Here is a 14,586-nt window from a genome sequence, read left to right as displayed (position 1 = left end):
CCATCTCGTTTGAGATAGGCTCAATCTTATCTAGCAATTGCTTTAAGTCATCAGAATGTTGCTTTTCTTTCATCGCGTCATTTCCTGCCCGAGATCGCTTCATGAAAAATCAATTCAAGAAAATATGGCTCGATGCGTTTTGATTCTCTTATATTAAGATAACATCTATGTTAACCATTCTAGCAAGACCTCCCCTTGTATTTTCCCATTTAGATCACAACCTTTATAGGGTTGGCGCTATTTGACTCTGTTTTTTAAAAAAAGATGAATGGTGGATGTCAACTTTCATCCATTTTGGATAAACTAACAATGTGATCTAATAAAGGAGCCGATTATGCGTTATCTTCATACAATGGTGCGCGTGCGCGATTTAGAACAATCCTTGCATTTTTATAAAAAATTATTCGGCTTATCTGAAACCCATAGAAAAGAAAACCAAGAAGGTCGTTTTACGCTGGTGTTTCTTGCCGCATTAGATGATCGTGAAGATGCTATGGCTGATAATTCGCCAGAATTGGAACTTACCTATAATTGGGATGATCAAGAATATGATAGCGGACGCAATTTTGGCCACTTAGCTTATGAAGTTGACGATATTTATCAATTTTGTCAAAACCTAATGGATAATGGCATAACGATTAACCGCCCACCACGTGATGGCCACATGGCCTTTGTTAAATCCCCTGATAATATTTCAATTGAAATATTGCAAAAGGGTAAGAGCCTAGAACCCATGGAGCCTTGGCTTTCGATGAAAAACACTGGCACTTGGTGAAGATTATTGCAGGATAAAGCTTGTACCTTATAAAGAAAAAGGCCTTAAAAACTTAAGGCCTTTTTTAATCTCTTTATTACCACCATTTGGTTGGTAGAAAATGACCCGTTGCCTGTTCAATCACATGCGAAAGCTGGAACAAGGTTTCTTCACCAAAGGGGCGACCAATCAATTGCAATGATAATGGCAAACCATCATTAGAAAGCCCAGCAGGTACAGTAATAGCTGGAAGACCAGCCATGTTAACCGTTACAGTGAAAATATCATTTAGATACATAGCAACCGGATCAGCCTTCAATTTTTCATCACCAATGGCAAAGGCTGCAGTTGGTGTTGCAGGTGCAAGGATTGCATCAATGCCTGCAGCAAATGAATCATCAAAATCTTTTTTGATAAGGCTACGTACTTTTTGAGCTTTAAGATAATAAGCATCATAATAGCCCGATGAAAGCACATAAGTACCGATAAGGATACGGCGCTTTACTTCAGTACCAAAACCAGCAGAACGGCTATTTTCATACATTTCCTGAATATCTTTGCCCGGCACGCGCAAACCATAACGCACACCATCATAACGAGCAAGATTGGAAGATGCCTCCGCTGGTGCTACAATATAATAGGCTGGCAAGGCATATTTGGTATGGGGTAGAGAAATGTCAACAATTTCTGCACCAGCAGCTTTAAGCCATTCCTTGCCCTTATTCCACAACTCAACAATTTCAGGCGACATGCCATCAACATAATATTCTTTTGGAATACCAATTCGCATACCTTTGACTGAACGGCCAAGAGCGGCTTCATAATCTGGCACTGCAATATTAACCGATGTTGAATCCTTAAGATCATAAGATGCCATGGATTTTAGCAAAATAGCAGCATCACGTACATCTTTTGCAATTGGGCCTGCCTGATCAAGTGACGAAGCATAAGCAACCACACCAAAGCGCGAGCAACGACCATAGGTTGGCTTAATGCCAACGGTACCTGTAAAGGCAGCAGGCTGACGAATAGAGCCGCCCGTATCGGTTGCAGTTGCACCAGCGCATAATTGAGCAGCAACACCAGCAGCAGAACCACCAGATGAACCGCCCGGCGCTAAAGCATCAGTTGAGCCATTTTTACGCCATGGATTAATTGCTGGGCCATAAAAAGATGTTTCATTTGACGACCCCATCGCAAACTCGTCCATATTGAGTTTGCCAAGCATTACCGCGCCATCATCCCAAAGATTACTGGTAACCGTTGATTCATAACGCGGTTTAAAATCTTTAAGAATGTTGGAACACGCTTGTGTATGAATATCATAAGTGGCAAATAGGTCTTTAATACCAAGAGGAATACCCTCTAGCGCACGTCCCTCGCCTTTTTGCAAGCGTTCGTCACTTGCCTTTGCCATATCAAGCGCTTTATCAGCCGTAACGGTAACATAGGCATTAAATGTTTCATTTGCAGCTTCAATATTGCTAATATAAGCCTTTGTCAGCTCGCTTGGCAAAAAATCGCCCGCCTTCATACGGTCGCGTGCTTCTGCAATGGTTAGAGCGGTTAAATCAGTCATAGTAAATCTCTCTTTTCGAGGTCTAACTATAAGGGATACAATCGTTTTACATCATATAAAATCAGATTGATCAGTTAGAAAAAATCCGGCTTTGATGTCTTTATTCAACAACTTTAGGAACAAGGAAAAAATTATCCTCAGTAAGTGGAGCATTGGCAACAATATCGCTCGCCTTATTACCATCGGTTACAACATCTTCACGCATAACAAGTGCCATTGGTGCGACTGATGTCATCGGTTCAACACCAGTTACATCCACTTCATTTAATTGTTCAACAAATCCCAGAATGGAATTTAGACCTTCACTCATTGCTTGAGCTTCGTCTTCACTTAAAGCGATACGTGCCAAATTGGCTACCCGTTTCACTGTCGACAAATCGACCGACATGCCATATCTCCTGATATTCTGGTATTCTTCACTAAATTGATAAAGATAAATTTATTAGATCCTATACATGCCTATGGCAATAAGTGCAATATTTGTCATTGTTTATCGCCAATAAAAGCACAAATTCTTGGCAATATTCGACGTCATTGGCCATTTAAAACCTAATATGCCATTGGACATTTTCAAAAATGCGTCCAGCTTTAACGAGCAACAGCCAATAATTGGTCAATATTTACGGCCCTTTCAAGCTCTGCGGCAATATCATTTAAGGCATCATCAATAATGCTTTGTTGTGATACGCCTTGAGACAGCGCACCAAAACCGCTTAAAAACTTTGAGCGAAAAACACCTTGATTAAATATTCCATGCAAATAAGTGCCCCAGATCTTTCCATCACGACTTGCGGCGCCATCTTGTTGCCCACCAAGATAAATAGAACTATTCAAGCAATCATTGCCTAAAGTCGCACCAAGATGAATTTCATAGCCTTGAACCGAGCAATTATAGGTGCTATGAATGCCGCTAACATTGCGTGTTGTTTTGGTTTTGGTCATTTTAGTGGCAATATCCAATAATTTTAAACCAGCAATTTTATCTGCTTTACCTTCCACGCCATCTGCGTCTTCAATAATTTGGCCAAGCATTTGCAAGCCACCACAAATACCAATGACATGACCGCCCCTTGCTGCATGATCTTGTATAGATTTAGCCCAGCCATTTTCATGAAAAAATCGCATGTCGGCAAGTGTTGCCTTGGACCCTAACAGTAAAATAATATCCGCATCACTTGGTATTGGCGCACCGTTTTTAAGCAAAATAAGATCAACCCCATCCTCCGACTTTAAAGGATCAAGATCATCAAAATTGGCAATATGGCGACCAATCGGCACCACTATTTTTATTTTTGCATGTTTTATTTTTGCATGAGATTTAGCAGCACTTGCTTGGTGAAAATCCCGATCTAAAATGACGGAATCTTCAGCTGGAAGATTGGCAACAGCCTTCAACCAAGGTACAATCCCAAAGGATTGCCAGCCAGTAAAATTTTGAATTGCTGCAATGCCCTTATCAAAAAGGCTCAAATCACCACGGAATTTATTTATTAAGAAACCAGCAATTAAATTGCGGTCTTTTAGGTCTAATATTGTATGGGTTCCAACAATGGAAGCAATAACCCCGCCGCGATCAATATCGCCAACCAGAATCACCGGTACATTGGCGGCAGCGGCAAAGCCCATATTAGCAATATCATTTTGGCGCAAATTAATTTCTGCTGGTGATCCTGCCCCTTCAACAATGATAAAATCAGCAGTCTTTTGCAATTTTTGATAAGAATCTAAAACCGCATGCATTAATTGTTTTTTTAAAGCCTGATAATCACGCCCTTGTGCGGTTGTAGTTAACTTGCCTTGCACTATAACCTGCGAACCAGTTTCGCTTTGCGGCTTTAATAATACTGGATTCATATGGATTGACGGCTCAAGACCTGCGGCTATGGCTTGCAACCACTGCCCACGGCCAATTTCACCACCATCATTAGCAACAGCGGCATTATTTGACATATTTTGCGGCTTAAAAGGCGCAACTTTAATGCCACGCAAGTAAAGTGCACGGCAAAGACCGGCAACCAGAACAGTTTTCCCCACATCTGATCCGGTGCCTTGTAACATGATTGCGCGTGTCAAATGTCATTCCTATTATCAATTTGAAAAACACAAAAACTCTTCACCTATAAAATATGGCAAAAAAGTGCATTTCCCATGCAATAAAATGCAAAATTCATAAATATTTAAGCAATTGATAACTTCGAATTAACACAATTGCTTTATTTATCCTAATCGAAGGTTGCTTAAAGCTGCTTTCACACTCCGGATTTGGTACTGCGTACCGGAGTTTATTGCTTTCATAAGTGTTTGCGTATCATGAAAGCTTGTTGAGTATATGAAAACCGCGTTTATTCTTGTTTATTACAAGTATAGCGCGGTTTTATATTTATTATGATTATTTAAATTTCTTCTGTTATGAGTGAATCAATAAAATTTTGCATACCAGGACGGCGCGCGCGCTTTAATCGTTCAGCAACAATAATTGACTTTACTGCAGTAAGCGAAATGTTAAGATCTTCATTGACGATGATATAATCATATGAGTTCCAATGAGCTATCTCCTTGCGAGCATTTTCAAGCCGCATAGTGATAACATCTTCACTATCTTCTGCGCGCCGATGCAAACGCGCCATTAATTCTTTCATTGATGGTGGCAAAATGAAAATTGAAACAACATCATCAAGCATTTTTTCTTGTAATTGCGCTGCTCCTTGATAATCAATATCAAAAAGCATGTCATTACCTTGCGACAATACCTGCTCAACACTATCGCGTAACGTGCCATAATAATTGCCATGCACTTCTGCCCATTCGGCAAGCTCATTATTATCACGGCGGCGCTCAAAATCTTTTACACTAATAAAATGATAATGAACACCATCAGCTTCGCTTGGGCGGCGTTGACGCGTTGTAACACTGACAGATAGTGCCAAATTCATTTCTGGGTCTTCGCGCAAGAGACGCGTAATGGTTGATTTACCCGCACCTGATGGCGATGATAATACCAGCATTAAACCACGGCGTTCAATTGCTTTATCAACTTTGGTTGCTGTATCTTGAGGTAATGTCATTTTTTGCCTTTTCTTTTTGTTAGAGCACATTTATTTTTTGTTAAAGCAATATTGTGCTCTAAATTCTTTATTTTGGCGTATTGTCCAAACACAAAACTTGAATCAATCTTTGCTGGAAATGCCATAAGATTAGCCAATTTTTTCCCTAAAAAGCAAGCGTAACTGATATTTACACTGGCATTCTTAACAGGAACATCATAAATAAGAGCCATGACGCAAAATATACGCCCCAGTTTTCGTAACGATATTAAATACAGCTTTAAGCCACAAATTGACAATTCGCCGGTTGAATGGCGCATTGAAAGCGGCTTGACGGATTATCAATTTGCCTTAGACTTCATGCAAAAACGTGCAGAAGCTATTCGCAGCGATAATGCAAGAGAATTGATCTGGCTCGTTGAGCATCCACCGCTTTATACAGCCGGCACCAGCGCCAATATTAACGACTTGATTGCACCTGATCGCTTCCCTGTTTATGATGCAGGGCGCGGCGGTGAATATACGTATCATGGCCCCGGGCAACGTATTGTCTATATTATGCTTGATTTAAAAAAACGCCGCGAGGATATTCGAGCCTTTGTTGCAGCTATTGAGCAATGGATTATAGACACTTTGGCAGAATTTAATATTAAGGGCGAAAGGCGTGAAGATCGCGTTGGCGTTTGGGTTGTGCGACCGGAGCGTCCATCAACAATTATTGGGGAGCCTGCGGAAGATAAAATTGCCGCGATTGGCATCAGATTAAAAAAATGGGTAAGTTTTCATGGTCTTGCCATTAATGTAGAACCTGATCTCACCCATTATTCAGGCATTGTCCCCTGCGGCATTGCCAATCATGGTGTAACCAGCCTTGTAGATTTAGGCTTACCTGTCACCATGGATGATGTTGATAATGCCCTCGCAAAAACTTTTGCCGAGATATTTGGTGATATTGATAAACAATAAACGCCAACGCTATCGCAATTTTGTTTTAAAATTGCTAAGAGAATTGAGCTATTCAGCATGATAGAAGAAGCAGAAAGAATATGACCGATAAAAAAGACGATGACCTTTTCGCTACTTTCTCGCAAGATTTGAGTAAAAACAATATAAGAACTTTACAAGAACATAGAGAAAACGATACACTTATTGCAACTAGCGAACCGACAACATCAAAATCAGTTATTTCTGCGACAGATAAATCTGAACCATCCAAATTGGAAACATCTATGAGTAGTTTACCGCTTTCTAACACCAATGACACCAAAGCAGAACAAGCCTATGATGCGTCAGCCATTCGTGTGCTTGAAGGTTTGGAGCCTGTGCGCCTACGGCCCGGCATGTATATTGGTGGTACAGATTCCAAAGCCCTTCATCATCTTTTTGCTGAAGTTATTGATAATGCGATGGATGAAGCGGTTGCTGGGCACGCTAATTTTATCGATGTAACCCTTGATGCCAATGGCTATTTGTCGGTTACTGATAATGGTCGCGGTATTCCAATTGAAAATCACCCACAAGTACCGGGTAAATCAACCCTTGAAGTTATTATGACCAAACTTCATGCTGGCGGTAAGTTTGACGGCAAAGCCTATGAAACATCAGGCGGTTTGCATGGCGTTGGTATTTCGGTTGTTAATGCACTTTCCGATGATTGCGAGGTTGAAGTTGCCCGTGGTCGCCGCCTTTATCGCCAGCGTTTTTCGCGTGGGCTTCCCCTTGGTGGCTTGGAAGACCTTGGTGAAGTTCATAACCGCCGTGGTACGCGCGTCAGATTTCACCCCGACGCTGATATTTTTGGCCCCAAGGCTCATTTTGAACCAGAGCGCCTTTATCGCATGGCACGCTCGAAAGCCTATCTTTTTGGCGGTGTGGAAATTCGGTGGAATTGCGATGCAAGCCTTTTGGATCCGAATAAGGAAATACCTGAAAAGGCAGTATTTCATTTTCCCGGCGGTTTAAAAGATTTTCTTGGTAACTCTCTTGGTAAAGATTTTAAAGTAACCCAAGAAATATTTTCAGGAAAAACCGATCAACGCGGTGGTCATGGCTCGGTTGAATGGGCAGTGGCTTGGTATGGCGGGGATGCTTATGTCCATTCCTATTGTAATACTATTCCAACAGGCGAAGGCGGCACCCATGAAGCAGGCTTGCGAATTGCCCTTTTGCGCGGCCTAAAAGGCTATGGAGAACTCATTGGCAATAAACGCGCTTCAATCATCACAACTGAAGATGTGATGATTTCAGCAGCTGCCATGCTTTCCGTCTTTATTCGCGAGCCAGAATTTGTTGGACAAACCAAAGATCGCCTAGCAACCACAGAAGCCCAGCGCATCGTTGAAAATGCCATACGCGATCCTTTCGACCATTGGCTTGCAAGTTCCCCACAAGAAGCGACCAAACTGCTTGAATGGGTGATTGAACGTGCCGATGAACGCTTGCGCCGCCGCCAAGAACGCGAAATCAATCGCAAAACCGCGGTGCGCAAATTACGACTACCCGGCAAACTTGCCGACTGCACCCAAAATTCTGCCCTTGGCGCTGAACTATTCCTAGTTGAAGGAGATTCGGCTGGCGGTTCTGCTAAGCAAGCACGCAACCGCGCCAATCAGGCAATTTTACCATTACGCGGAAAAATCTTGAATGTCGCAAGTGCCGGCCGTGATAAATTAACAGCTAACCAGCTTATTGCAGATTTGATACAAGCACTTGGCTGCGGTACGCGCTCTAAATATCGCGAAGAAGATTTGCGCTATGAGCGCATCATTATTATGACCGATGCTGACGTTGATGGCGCCCATATTGCTTCTCTGCTTATGACATTTTTCTATCAAGAAATGCCAGCCCTTGTAACAGGCGGCCATCTCTATCTTGCGGTGCCGCCCCTTTACCGTATTAGCCAAGGCGGCAATGTTGCCTATGCGCGCAATGATGCTCATAAGGATGAACTTATGAAAACTCAGTTTACTGGCCGTGGCAAAATTGAAATAGGTCGATTTAAAGGTCTTGGTGAAATGCGTGCCGAGCAGCTTAAAGAAACAACCATGAATCCAGCAAAACGCACACTTTTGCGGGTTTTAATTGATGATGAAAGTGTTGAAGCGACCAAAGAAACCGTAAGTGACCTTATGGGCACTAAGCCAGAAGCGCGTTTTCGCTTCATCCAAGAAAATGCAGCCTTTGCCGATACAGAAAGTCTTGACATTTAATTGGCAAGGCTGCCCATAAATAATGGTCAAACTATCGCTATTTAATAAAGATGCGCAGCTGACAAAAGCAGCTGCGCATCTTTCAATTGGTTCTAATCTCACCTATATCGATGCTATGGAAATATATGCAAAGCAATTATTGGATTGGTATGATAGGCACCATCGCGTGCTGCCTTGGCGTATTAGCCCCAAAGACGTACAAAATGGTTTAAAACCTGATCCCTATAAGATTTGGCTATCGGAAGTGATGCTGCAACAAACAACCGTTGAAGCAGTAAAAGCCTATTTTATCAAATTTATACAAAAATGGCCAAGGGTTGAAAATTTGGCCGCCGCATCACTTGATGATGTTTTAAAAGCTTGGGCAGGCCTTGGCTATTATTCTCGTGCACGCAATTTAAAAGCTTGCGCCGATAGGGTTGTTGAGGATTATAATGGCATATTTCCCAGCACTATAAATGATTTGAAAAAACTACCCGGCATTGGCGATTATACCAGCGCTGCCATAGCTGCCATTGCCTTTAATCAAAATGAAGCTGTGGTCGATGGCAATATCGAGCGTATTATCAGCCGCCTTTTTTGCATATCAACGCCGCTTCCTGCTGCAAAACCATTGATCCGTGAAAAAATGGCGCTTATTTCCCCCAATGATAGGCCGGGGGATTTTGCTCAAGCGATGATGGATCTTGGTGCAAGCCTATGCAGCCCGAAGAGACCAAGCTGTTTTTTGTGTCCTATCAACTCGCATTGCCAAGCTTTAGCGCAAGGTGATCCCGAAATTTATCCAATTAAAGCCCCTAAAAAAGATAAGCCTTTACGGCAAGGAGCGGCCTTTATCTTATTGTCCAAAGAAGGTAATGTCTTTTTGCAAAAGCGGCATGAAAAAGGCTTGCTTGCGCAAATGAGCGAAGTGCCAAATTATTTTGGTTCATTAGAAGAAAAACACGATCTTAACCAAGCACCAAGCAAAGCCAATTGGCATTATAGTGGTGAAGCAACCCATATATTTACCCATTTCCGTCTTGAAATGTCGGTTTATCTTGCCAAAAATATTGATGAACAAAATTTCAAAAACGGTTGGTGGGTTGCAATTGATAATTTGCATGATGAAGCTCTTCCAACGGTGATGAAAAAAATTATCGCAACTGCCCTGCCCGATGCTTTTAAAATAAAAAGAGCTGCATAGTTTTATAAGATATTTTTACGGCTTCTTGCCCCAACAAAACGCATAAGCCAAGTATAGATAAACATTGCCTACACTCAACTTACCACTTTTGATGAGCCTAGCATCCTTGTTATGCCCAATATACCAAAGATTGATTCAATATTGCCGCTGGTAATCATGCCTACTTTTTTCACGCCTCAATATAATTATATATGACCATGAAGATTAAACACTGCAAATTTCTACTTTTGTAATGTTTTGAGCTTATAAGCGCGTTGTTTTTAAGCTATGATATTTCATTAATTAATATAAGCGTGATAAAATATAAACATAATGGTAACATTGATGGCTATTTACCCAGATTATTACAATTTATATTTTTAATTAATATAAATAAATAGCATTATAATAAATTAAATTTGCGTGACAATGTAAATGTATAATATTATTTTTAAGCAATATTGAAGGGGATTATATGAAATATATTTTTCTAATAGCAAGTATTTTAACAAGTTTTGTTGCATTGCAAACTTATAGCTTTGCAAATGGTGGCCCAGTTGAAAGAGTGGATCCAGTGCCGCAATTAAGTCCTGAGTTGCAAAAAATAACCAATCATCATTATGATTATCCCTATTCAAAAAATTATACTTATCCTGATCAAATTTATGAGCGCAGAAAACGTATCGAAAATGATATTTACAGCAATTATATTCGGGAACGCATACCAGAAAGCGGATCTGGAATTGCTAAGCATTTTCAGGAAGATAGTCAAATATATGAATTGGCATTAAAGATTGGTCTTTGTCAAAAAATAACAGATGCAGAGGTTGAAGCAATCAAAGATCGCATTAATAAGAAGTATAGTGGAGATACCTTATTAGAATTAGCTGTTGCTCAAATGAATTTGGAAGCTATTGATTTACTTTTTAAATATGGAGCCGATCCTTTCATATCTTACGAGGAAGGAAATATATATGTCGACCGATCAGATTTAGCTTTTATGGATAAAATGAGCGATACTTTTAACCCAGGTTTTAGTGTAGATGTTATTCGTCTTTTTGTAAAATATAAGCTTAATCCCAATCACGTACACAATCGAAAAATAGACCATGCAACTTCTAAAGACCATGACATGACGTTTCTTGCCTATATGGTTTTGATTCACAATGAATTAGCTTGGGTGTCATTGATGGAAGGCGGTGGCAATCCATGGTTGCAATGGGAAATAGCAGGTGAACCCAAAAGTATTGTTAGTCATTCAGTAATGGGTCTTAATCTACCATTTTTAGATTATATCATAGAAAATGGCTATTTAGAAACTGCGAGTAAAGAAGACATTGATGAATTGATTGATGTCATGACAACTTTTGCACTCAGATCAGATTTATATACACAAAATAGACAACGCCAATTACGCAATATCGTTGAGAAGCGCGGTATTAAACCTAGTCAAGAAATACTCGATTATATCAACTGGGTACCCTCACTAAATGATGCCAAGTGATCGTTTTTGAACCATTATTGATGACTAACCATCACTTTTCACTTAAAAACAGCATTAAAGTAAATATGTATTTTTTTCTATTTTACGCTTGACTTAGAGTATACTCTAAGCCGTAAATCTATATGCGTTGAAAGGATATGCAATGAAAATCGGTGAACTTGCACAACGCAGTGGTCTTTCTTGTCATACTATCCGCTATTATGAACGCATTGGGCTATTGCCTTATGCAGACCGTGATGGCGGTGGCCAGCGTGACTATGATAAGACCATTTTAACTTGGGTTTGTTTTTTAAAAAATTTAAAAGCAACTGGTATGCCGCTAGCGCAAATGCTTGAATATGCCAGTTTGCGCGATAAAGGCGATGCTAGCATTACCGAGCGACGGCAAAAATTAGAACAGCATCGCAAAAAAGTTGCGCAAGATATCAAACAGTTGCAGGAAAATCTTCAATTGCTTGATAAAAAAATCATCGCTTACCAAACCATTGAGCAAGAAATAGAACAAGGCACAACCAATACAAATTTGGAGAGCCGCTTTAGACAACTTGCAAAATCCTGATCTTCCGGTGCTTCAAAAGAAGCACTGAGCGTAACTAATGGAAGAAAAATCATGCAAAAGAGAGATCTTGGTAATTCAAAAGCTGCAATCAATACCGCCTTGCAAGTAAGTGCCTTGGGGCTTGGTTGCATGGGGCTGACTTGGGCCTATGGCGTTGTAGATCGCCAACAAGGTATCAACACCATTCATAGCGCCATAGAAAAGGGCATTAATTTTTTTGATACTGCCGATGTTTATGGCCCCTATACCAATGAGGAGCTAGTGGCTGAAGCAATTGGCGGGAAGCGCGACAAGCTAATCATTGCCACCAAGTTCGGTCTTGTTAGAGGGCTTGATAATAATAATGGCAATAAGACCGTGAATGGCAGCCCTAATTATGTAAAATCGGCCTGCGAAGCATCACTAAAACGCCTAAAAACCGATTATATTGATTTATATTATATGCACCGCCTTGATCGCGATGTCCCTATTGAAGACACGGTCGGCGCAATGAAAGACTTAGTCGATGAAGGAAAGGTCCGCCATATCGGCCTTTCTGAAGTATCGGCAGCCACGCTTCGCCGCGCCCATAAAGTTCACCCATTAACCGCACTGCAAAGCGAATATTCGCTTTGGACGCGCGATATTGAAACCAATGGGGTTATGGATACTTGTAAAGAACTTGGTATTGGTATCGTGCCTTATGCACCTTTAGGACGTGGTTTTTTAACCGGTAGTATTAAAACACAAGCTGACTTTGCGGATAATGACTATCGTAAACATTCTCCCCGTTTCCAAGGGGAAAATTTTAACAAAAACTTACTTGTGGTTGAAAAACTTAAAGAATATGCAATTAAGCTAGGCATTACTCCGGCGCAATTGGCACTTGCTTGGGTTTTAGCCCAAGGCGACCACATTGTACCAATTTTCGGCACAACCAAACCAGAACGGCTTAATGAAAACTTACACGCCTTGGATATTCAACTTGACTCAACCATTTGGCAAGAAATTAGCGCAATTCTGCCTCCTGCCCAAGGCGCTCGTTATCCTGACTATTCAAGCCATGAAATAGATAGTTAAAACGAAGCTTCCATCAAAACATCTTGTAGAAGAATTTTATATTTTATCAAGCAGTGGCCTGACCGATAAAAATTATGTAAAATCTACTTTTACAAGATGTTTTTGAGGCAATATTTTGCGCCGATAAGCAGTTCAACAATCAACCAAAGGTCTTGTTACGTTGTTGCCCATTGCCAAAACTTTTTTAAGCAAATTCTAATAATTACAAAAATACAAAGCAAAGCATTAATGAATTAATGGATGAAACAGTAAAAGAACTAGGCAGCGTAATTTTTAAACTATTCCAAAGCAGGGAAATAGCTGATCAATTTATTCTATGGGAGATATTCAAAGATCAGGAAGCCTTTGATAGCCACATGTAAAAGGATTACATCCAAAATATTTTGCACTCGATTTAATGCAAGTTGTAAAAGTTTTAGATCACAAAGAAATATAAGAAGTTAACTTTATAGAAAAAAAGCGCTGTGCTAGATAACTGAGAAAGTTTACTGGTATAAGCATGAGAAAGTGTCAATTAACGAAAGTTAAACAAGATCGATTGATGGAGCATTTTCTAGCAGTAAACTTTCTCAGTTATCTGGTGCAGCTTCAATATTTTTTTCTAAGGATGTAGTCTATGCTTTCTGTTTTGCTATTACCACGCCAATTGATATAATCAAACATTTCTTTCGTTGGAACAATATCAGTTTGTTCAATTATTGATTGTAAAATACGTTGCCTACTTTCTGTGCCCGCATAATCAGCATATAATGGCATTTCCATTATTTTGGCGATAAGATCTTCAATATCTTCTTTACTCGCAGTTTTTAAATAGCCGTTTTCAATTACATAATCTAAAAAGCCTATATCTTCGCTTGATGCAGCGTAAGCTGCAATATTCATTATTCTACCACCTATCTTAAATTTTGCCCATGGATTTCCGCCGCCCTCCATTAATGAAACCCAAGCTAATTCATTTTTAACCAAAACCATGCCGGCTAGAAATGTCATGCCATTTTCTACAAAAGTTACACCGTCCAATTTTAAATCCATAACATGATTAGGATCAAACCCATTTTTTGTAAAAAGCCTAATAGCATCAACACTAAAGCCGGGGTTAAACGTATCGCGCATCTCATAGGCAAAATTAATAAAAGGCGGCTTACCACGCGGAAAATCTCCCGCATAAGACATAAAAGGATCAGCGCCATATTTAAAAAGCAAATCAATGGCCTCTAAGTTTCGTTGATCAACGGCTAATTCAAGTATCACTCGCCCATTATATCGCTTATTGATACGATCTTTAATGGCCTCCATCTCCGCATCAGTTATTTTTTGACAAAGACCAATCTTTAACGCCATTTCATGCATTTGCAGGTCTTCTTTATAATGTTCTGCAGTTCTATACACCCGTGAAGGCCTGCGTATATTGATATATTGGCTGTAAATATCGTCTTCTACTCGTTTTCTGCGCTCATAAATCTCATCGGGGTAAGTATAATTTTTAGAATAAGGATAATCATAATGATGATCGATTATTTTTTGTAACTCAGGACTTAATTCTGGCACTGGATCGGCTCTTTCAACTGGGCCACCATTTGCAAAGCTATGAGTTTGAAACGCAATAAAAATTGTTAAAATACTTGCTATTAGAAAAATATATTTCATAAATATTCCTAATTTATAATATAAAACTATTTAATTCTGGTTTTATTTAAATATTTAATTTTATAT

At 40.0% G+C, this 14,586-nt stretch carries 12 protein-coding genes and 1 pseudogene; 7 read left to right on the top strand and 6 right to left on the bottom strand.

Annotation, left to right across the window (positions count from 1 at the left end; translation table 11 throughout):
- The first annotated feature begins 334 nt into the window (after positions 1-334).
- Positions 335-775, top strand: coding sequence for a VOC family protein (locus H3299_RS04210; RefSeq protein WP_182419063.1), 441 nt, complete (start codon positions 335-337; stop codon positions 773-775).
- A 76-nt stretch (positions 776-851) separates the two neighbouring features.
- Here the strand turns inward: H3299_RS04210 and gatA are convergent, their stop codons facing one another.
- The 5 genes from gatA to H3299_RS04185 all read right to left on the bottom strand — a co-directional run bounded on the left by gatA (position 852) and on the right by H3299_RS04185 (position 5,610).
- Positions 852-2,333 carry an Asp-tRNA(Asn)/Glu-tRNA(Gln) amidotransferase subunit GatA gene (gene gatA / locus H3299_RS04205; protein WP_182419062.1) on the bottom strand — a complete coding sequence of 494 codons (1,482 nt, stop codon included), beginning with the start codon at positions 2,331-2,333 and terminating at the stop codon, positions 852-854.
- A gap of 100 nt (positions 2,334-2,433) precedes the next feature.
- Entirely contained in the window at positions 2,434-2,721 is a 288-nt protein-coding gene (gene gatC / locus H3299_RS04200) for an Asp-tRNA(Asn)/Glu-tRNA(Gln) amidotransferase subunit GatC (RefSeq protein ID WP_182419061.1), read from the bottom strand.
- 200 nt (positions 2,722-2,921) lie between these two features.
- Complete coding sequence (locus tag H3299_RS04195; RefSeq protein ID WP_182419060.1) at positions 2,922-4,406, bottom strand: cobyric acid synthase; 1,485 nt, start codon at positions 4,404-4,406, stop codon at positions 2,922-2,924.
- 320 nt (positions 4,407-4,726) lie between these two features.
- Positions 4,727-5,398: a guanylate kinase gene (gene gmk, locus H3299_RS04190; protein WP_182419059.1), complete on the bottom strand. Its 672-nt coding sequence runs from the start codon at positions 5,396-5,398 to the stop codon at positions 4,727-4,729.
- Positions 5,395-5,610 (bottom strand): hypothetical protein, encoded by a 216-nt coding sequence (locus tag H3299_RS04185; protein WP_182419058.1) that lies wholly within the window; start codon positions 5,608-5,610, stop codon positions 5,395-5,397. Before H3299_RS04185 ends, gmk begins: the two co-directional genes overlap by 4 nt.
- Between H3299_RS04185 and lipB the strand changes: the two genes are divergently transcribed.
- From lipB to H3299_RS04155, 6 genes and pseudogenes are all read left to right on the top strand, one after another.
- A complete protein-coding gene (lipB, locus tag H3299_RS04180) occupies positions 5,609-6,343 on the top strand; it encodes a lipoyl(octanoyl) transferase LipB (protein WP_371739795.1) in 735 nt (244 codons plus the stop codon). The genes H3299_RS04185 and lipB overlap by 2 nt on opposite strands.
- Before the next feature lie 314 nt (positions 6,344-6,657).
- Positions 6,658-8,586, top strand: a pseudogene (gene parE, locus H3299_RS04175) (DNA topoisomerase IV subunit B); the annotation flags it as partial.
- Between the two features lie 115 nt (positions 8,587-8,701).
- Positions 8,702-9,772: an A/G-specific adenine glycosylase gene (gene mutY, locus H3299_RS04170; protein WP_182419633.1), complete on the top strand. Its 1,071-nt coding sequence runs from the start codon at positions 8,702-8,704 to the stop codon at positions 9,770-9,772.
- 454 nt (positions 9,773-10,226) lie between these two features.
- Positions 10,227-11,255 carry a hypothetical protein gene (locus tag H3299_RS04165; RefSeq protein WP_182419057.1) on the top strand — a complete coding sequence of 343 codons (1,029 nt, stop codon included), beginning with the start codon at positions 10,227-10,229 and terminating at the stop codon, positions 11,253-11,255.
- Between the two features lie 142 nt (positions 11,256-11,397).
- Entirely contained in the window at positions 11,398-11,814 is a 417-nt protein-coding gene (locus tag H3299_RS04160; RefSeq protein ID WP_182419056.1) for a MerR family transcriptional regulator, read from the top strand.
- A gap of 51 nt (positions 11,815-11,865) precedes the next feature.
- The gene (locus tag H3299_RS04155) at positions 11,866-12,873 is read left to right on the top strand and encodes an aldo/keto reductase (RefSeq protein ID WP_182419055.1); all 1,008 of its coding nucleotides are present in this window, start codon (positions 11,866-11,868) and stop codon (positions 12,871-12,873) included.
- 588 nt (positions 12,874-13,461) lie between these two features.
- Here H3299_RS04155 and H3299_RS04150 read toward each other — a convergent pair.
- On the bottom strand, positions 13,462-14,520 hold the full coding sequence (locus tag H3299_RS04150) for a hypothetical protein (protein ID WP_182419054.1): 1,059 nt from the start codon (positions 14,518-14,520) through the stop codon (positions 13,462-13,464).
- Between the last annotated feature and the right edge of the window lie 66 nt (positions 14,521-14,586).

It is taken from the genome of Bartonella sp. HY038 (genome assembly GCF_014117425.1).
Lineage (GTDB): Bacteria > Pseudomonadota > Alphaproteobacteria > Rhizobiales > Rhizobiaceae > HY038.
Note: the sequence above shows the minus strand (reverse complement) of the source record. Positions and strands in the feature narration are given on the sequence as shown.

Excerpts from the sequence above, each read along its gene's own strand:
- H3299_RS04155 (WP_182419055.1), top strand. The coding sequence starts at position 11,866 with ATGCAAAAGAGAGATCTTGGTAATTCAAAAGCTGCAATCAATACCGCC.
- gatC (WP_182419061.1), bottom strand. The coding sequence starts at position 2,721 with ATGTCGGTCGATTTGTCGACAGTGAAACGGGTAGCCAATTTGGCACGT.
- lipB (WP_371739795.1), top strand. The coding sequence starts at position 5,609 with ATGACGCAAAATATACGCCCCAGTTTTCGTAACGATATTAAATACAGC.
- H3299_RS04210 (WP_182419063.1), top strand. The coding sequence starts at position 335 with ATGCGTTATCTTCATACAATGGTGCGCGTGCGCGATTTAGAACAATCC.
- H3299_RS04150 (WP_182419054.1), bottom strand. The coding sequence starts at position 14,520 with ATGAAATATATTTTTCTAATAGCAAGTATTTTAACAATTTTTATTGCG.
- mutY (WP_182419633.1), top strand. The coding sequence starts at position 8,702 with ATGGAAATATATGCAAAGCAATTATTGGATTGGTATGATAGGCACCAT.
- gatA (WP_182419062.1), bottom strand. The coding sequence starts at position 2,333 with ATGACTGATTTAACCGCTCTAACCATTGCAGAAGCACGCGACCGTATG.
- H3299_RS04160 (WP_182419056.1), top strand. The coding sequence starts at position 11,398 with ATGAAAATCGGTGAACTTGCACAACGCAGTGGTCTTTCTTGTCATACT.
- H3299_RS04185 (WP_182419058.1), bottom strand. The coding sequence starts at position 5,610 with ATGGCTCTTATTTATGATGTTCCTGTTAAGAATGCCAGTGTAAATATC.
- H3299_RS04165 (WP_182419057.1), top strand. The coding sequence starts at position 10,227 with ATGAAATATATTTTTCTAATAGCAAGTATTTTAACAAGTTTTGTTGCA.
- gmk (WP_182419059.1), bottom strand. The coding sequence starts at position 5,398 with ATGACATTACCTCAAGATACAGCAACCAAAGTTGATAAAGCAATTGAA.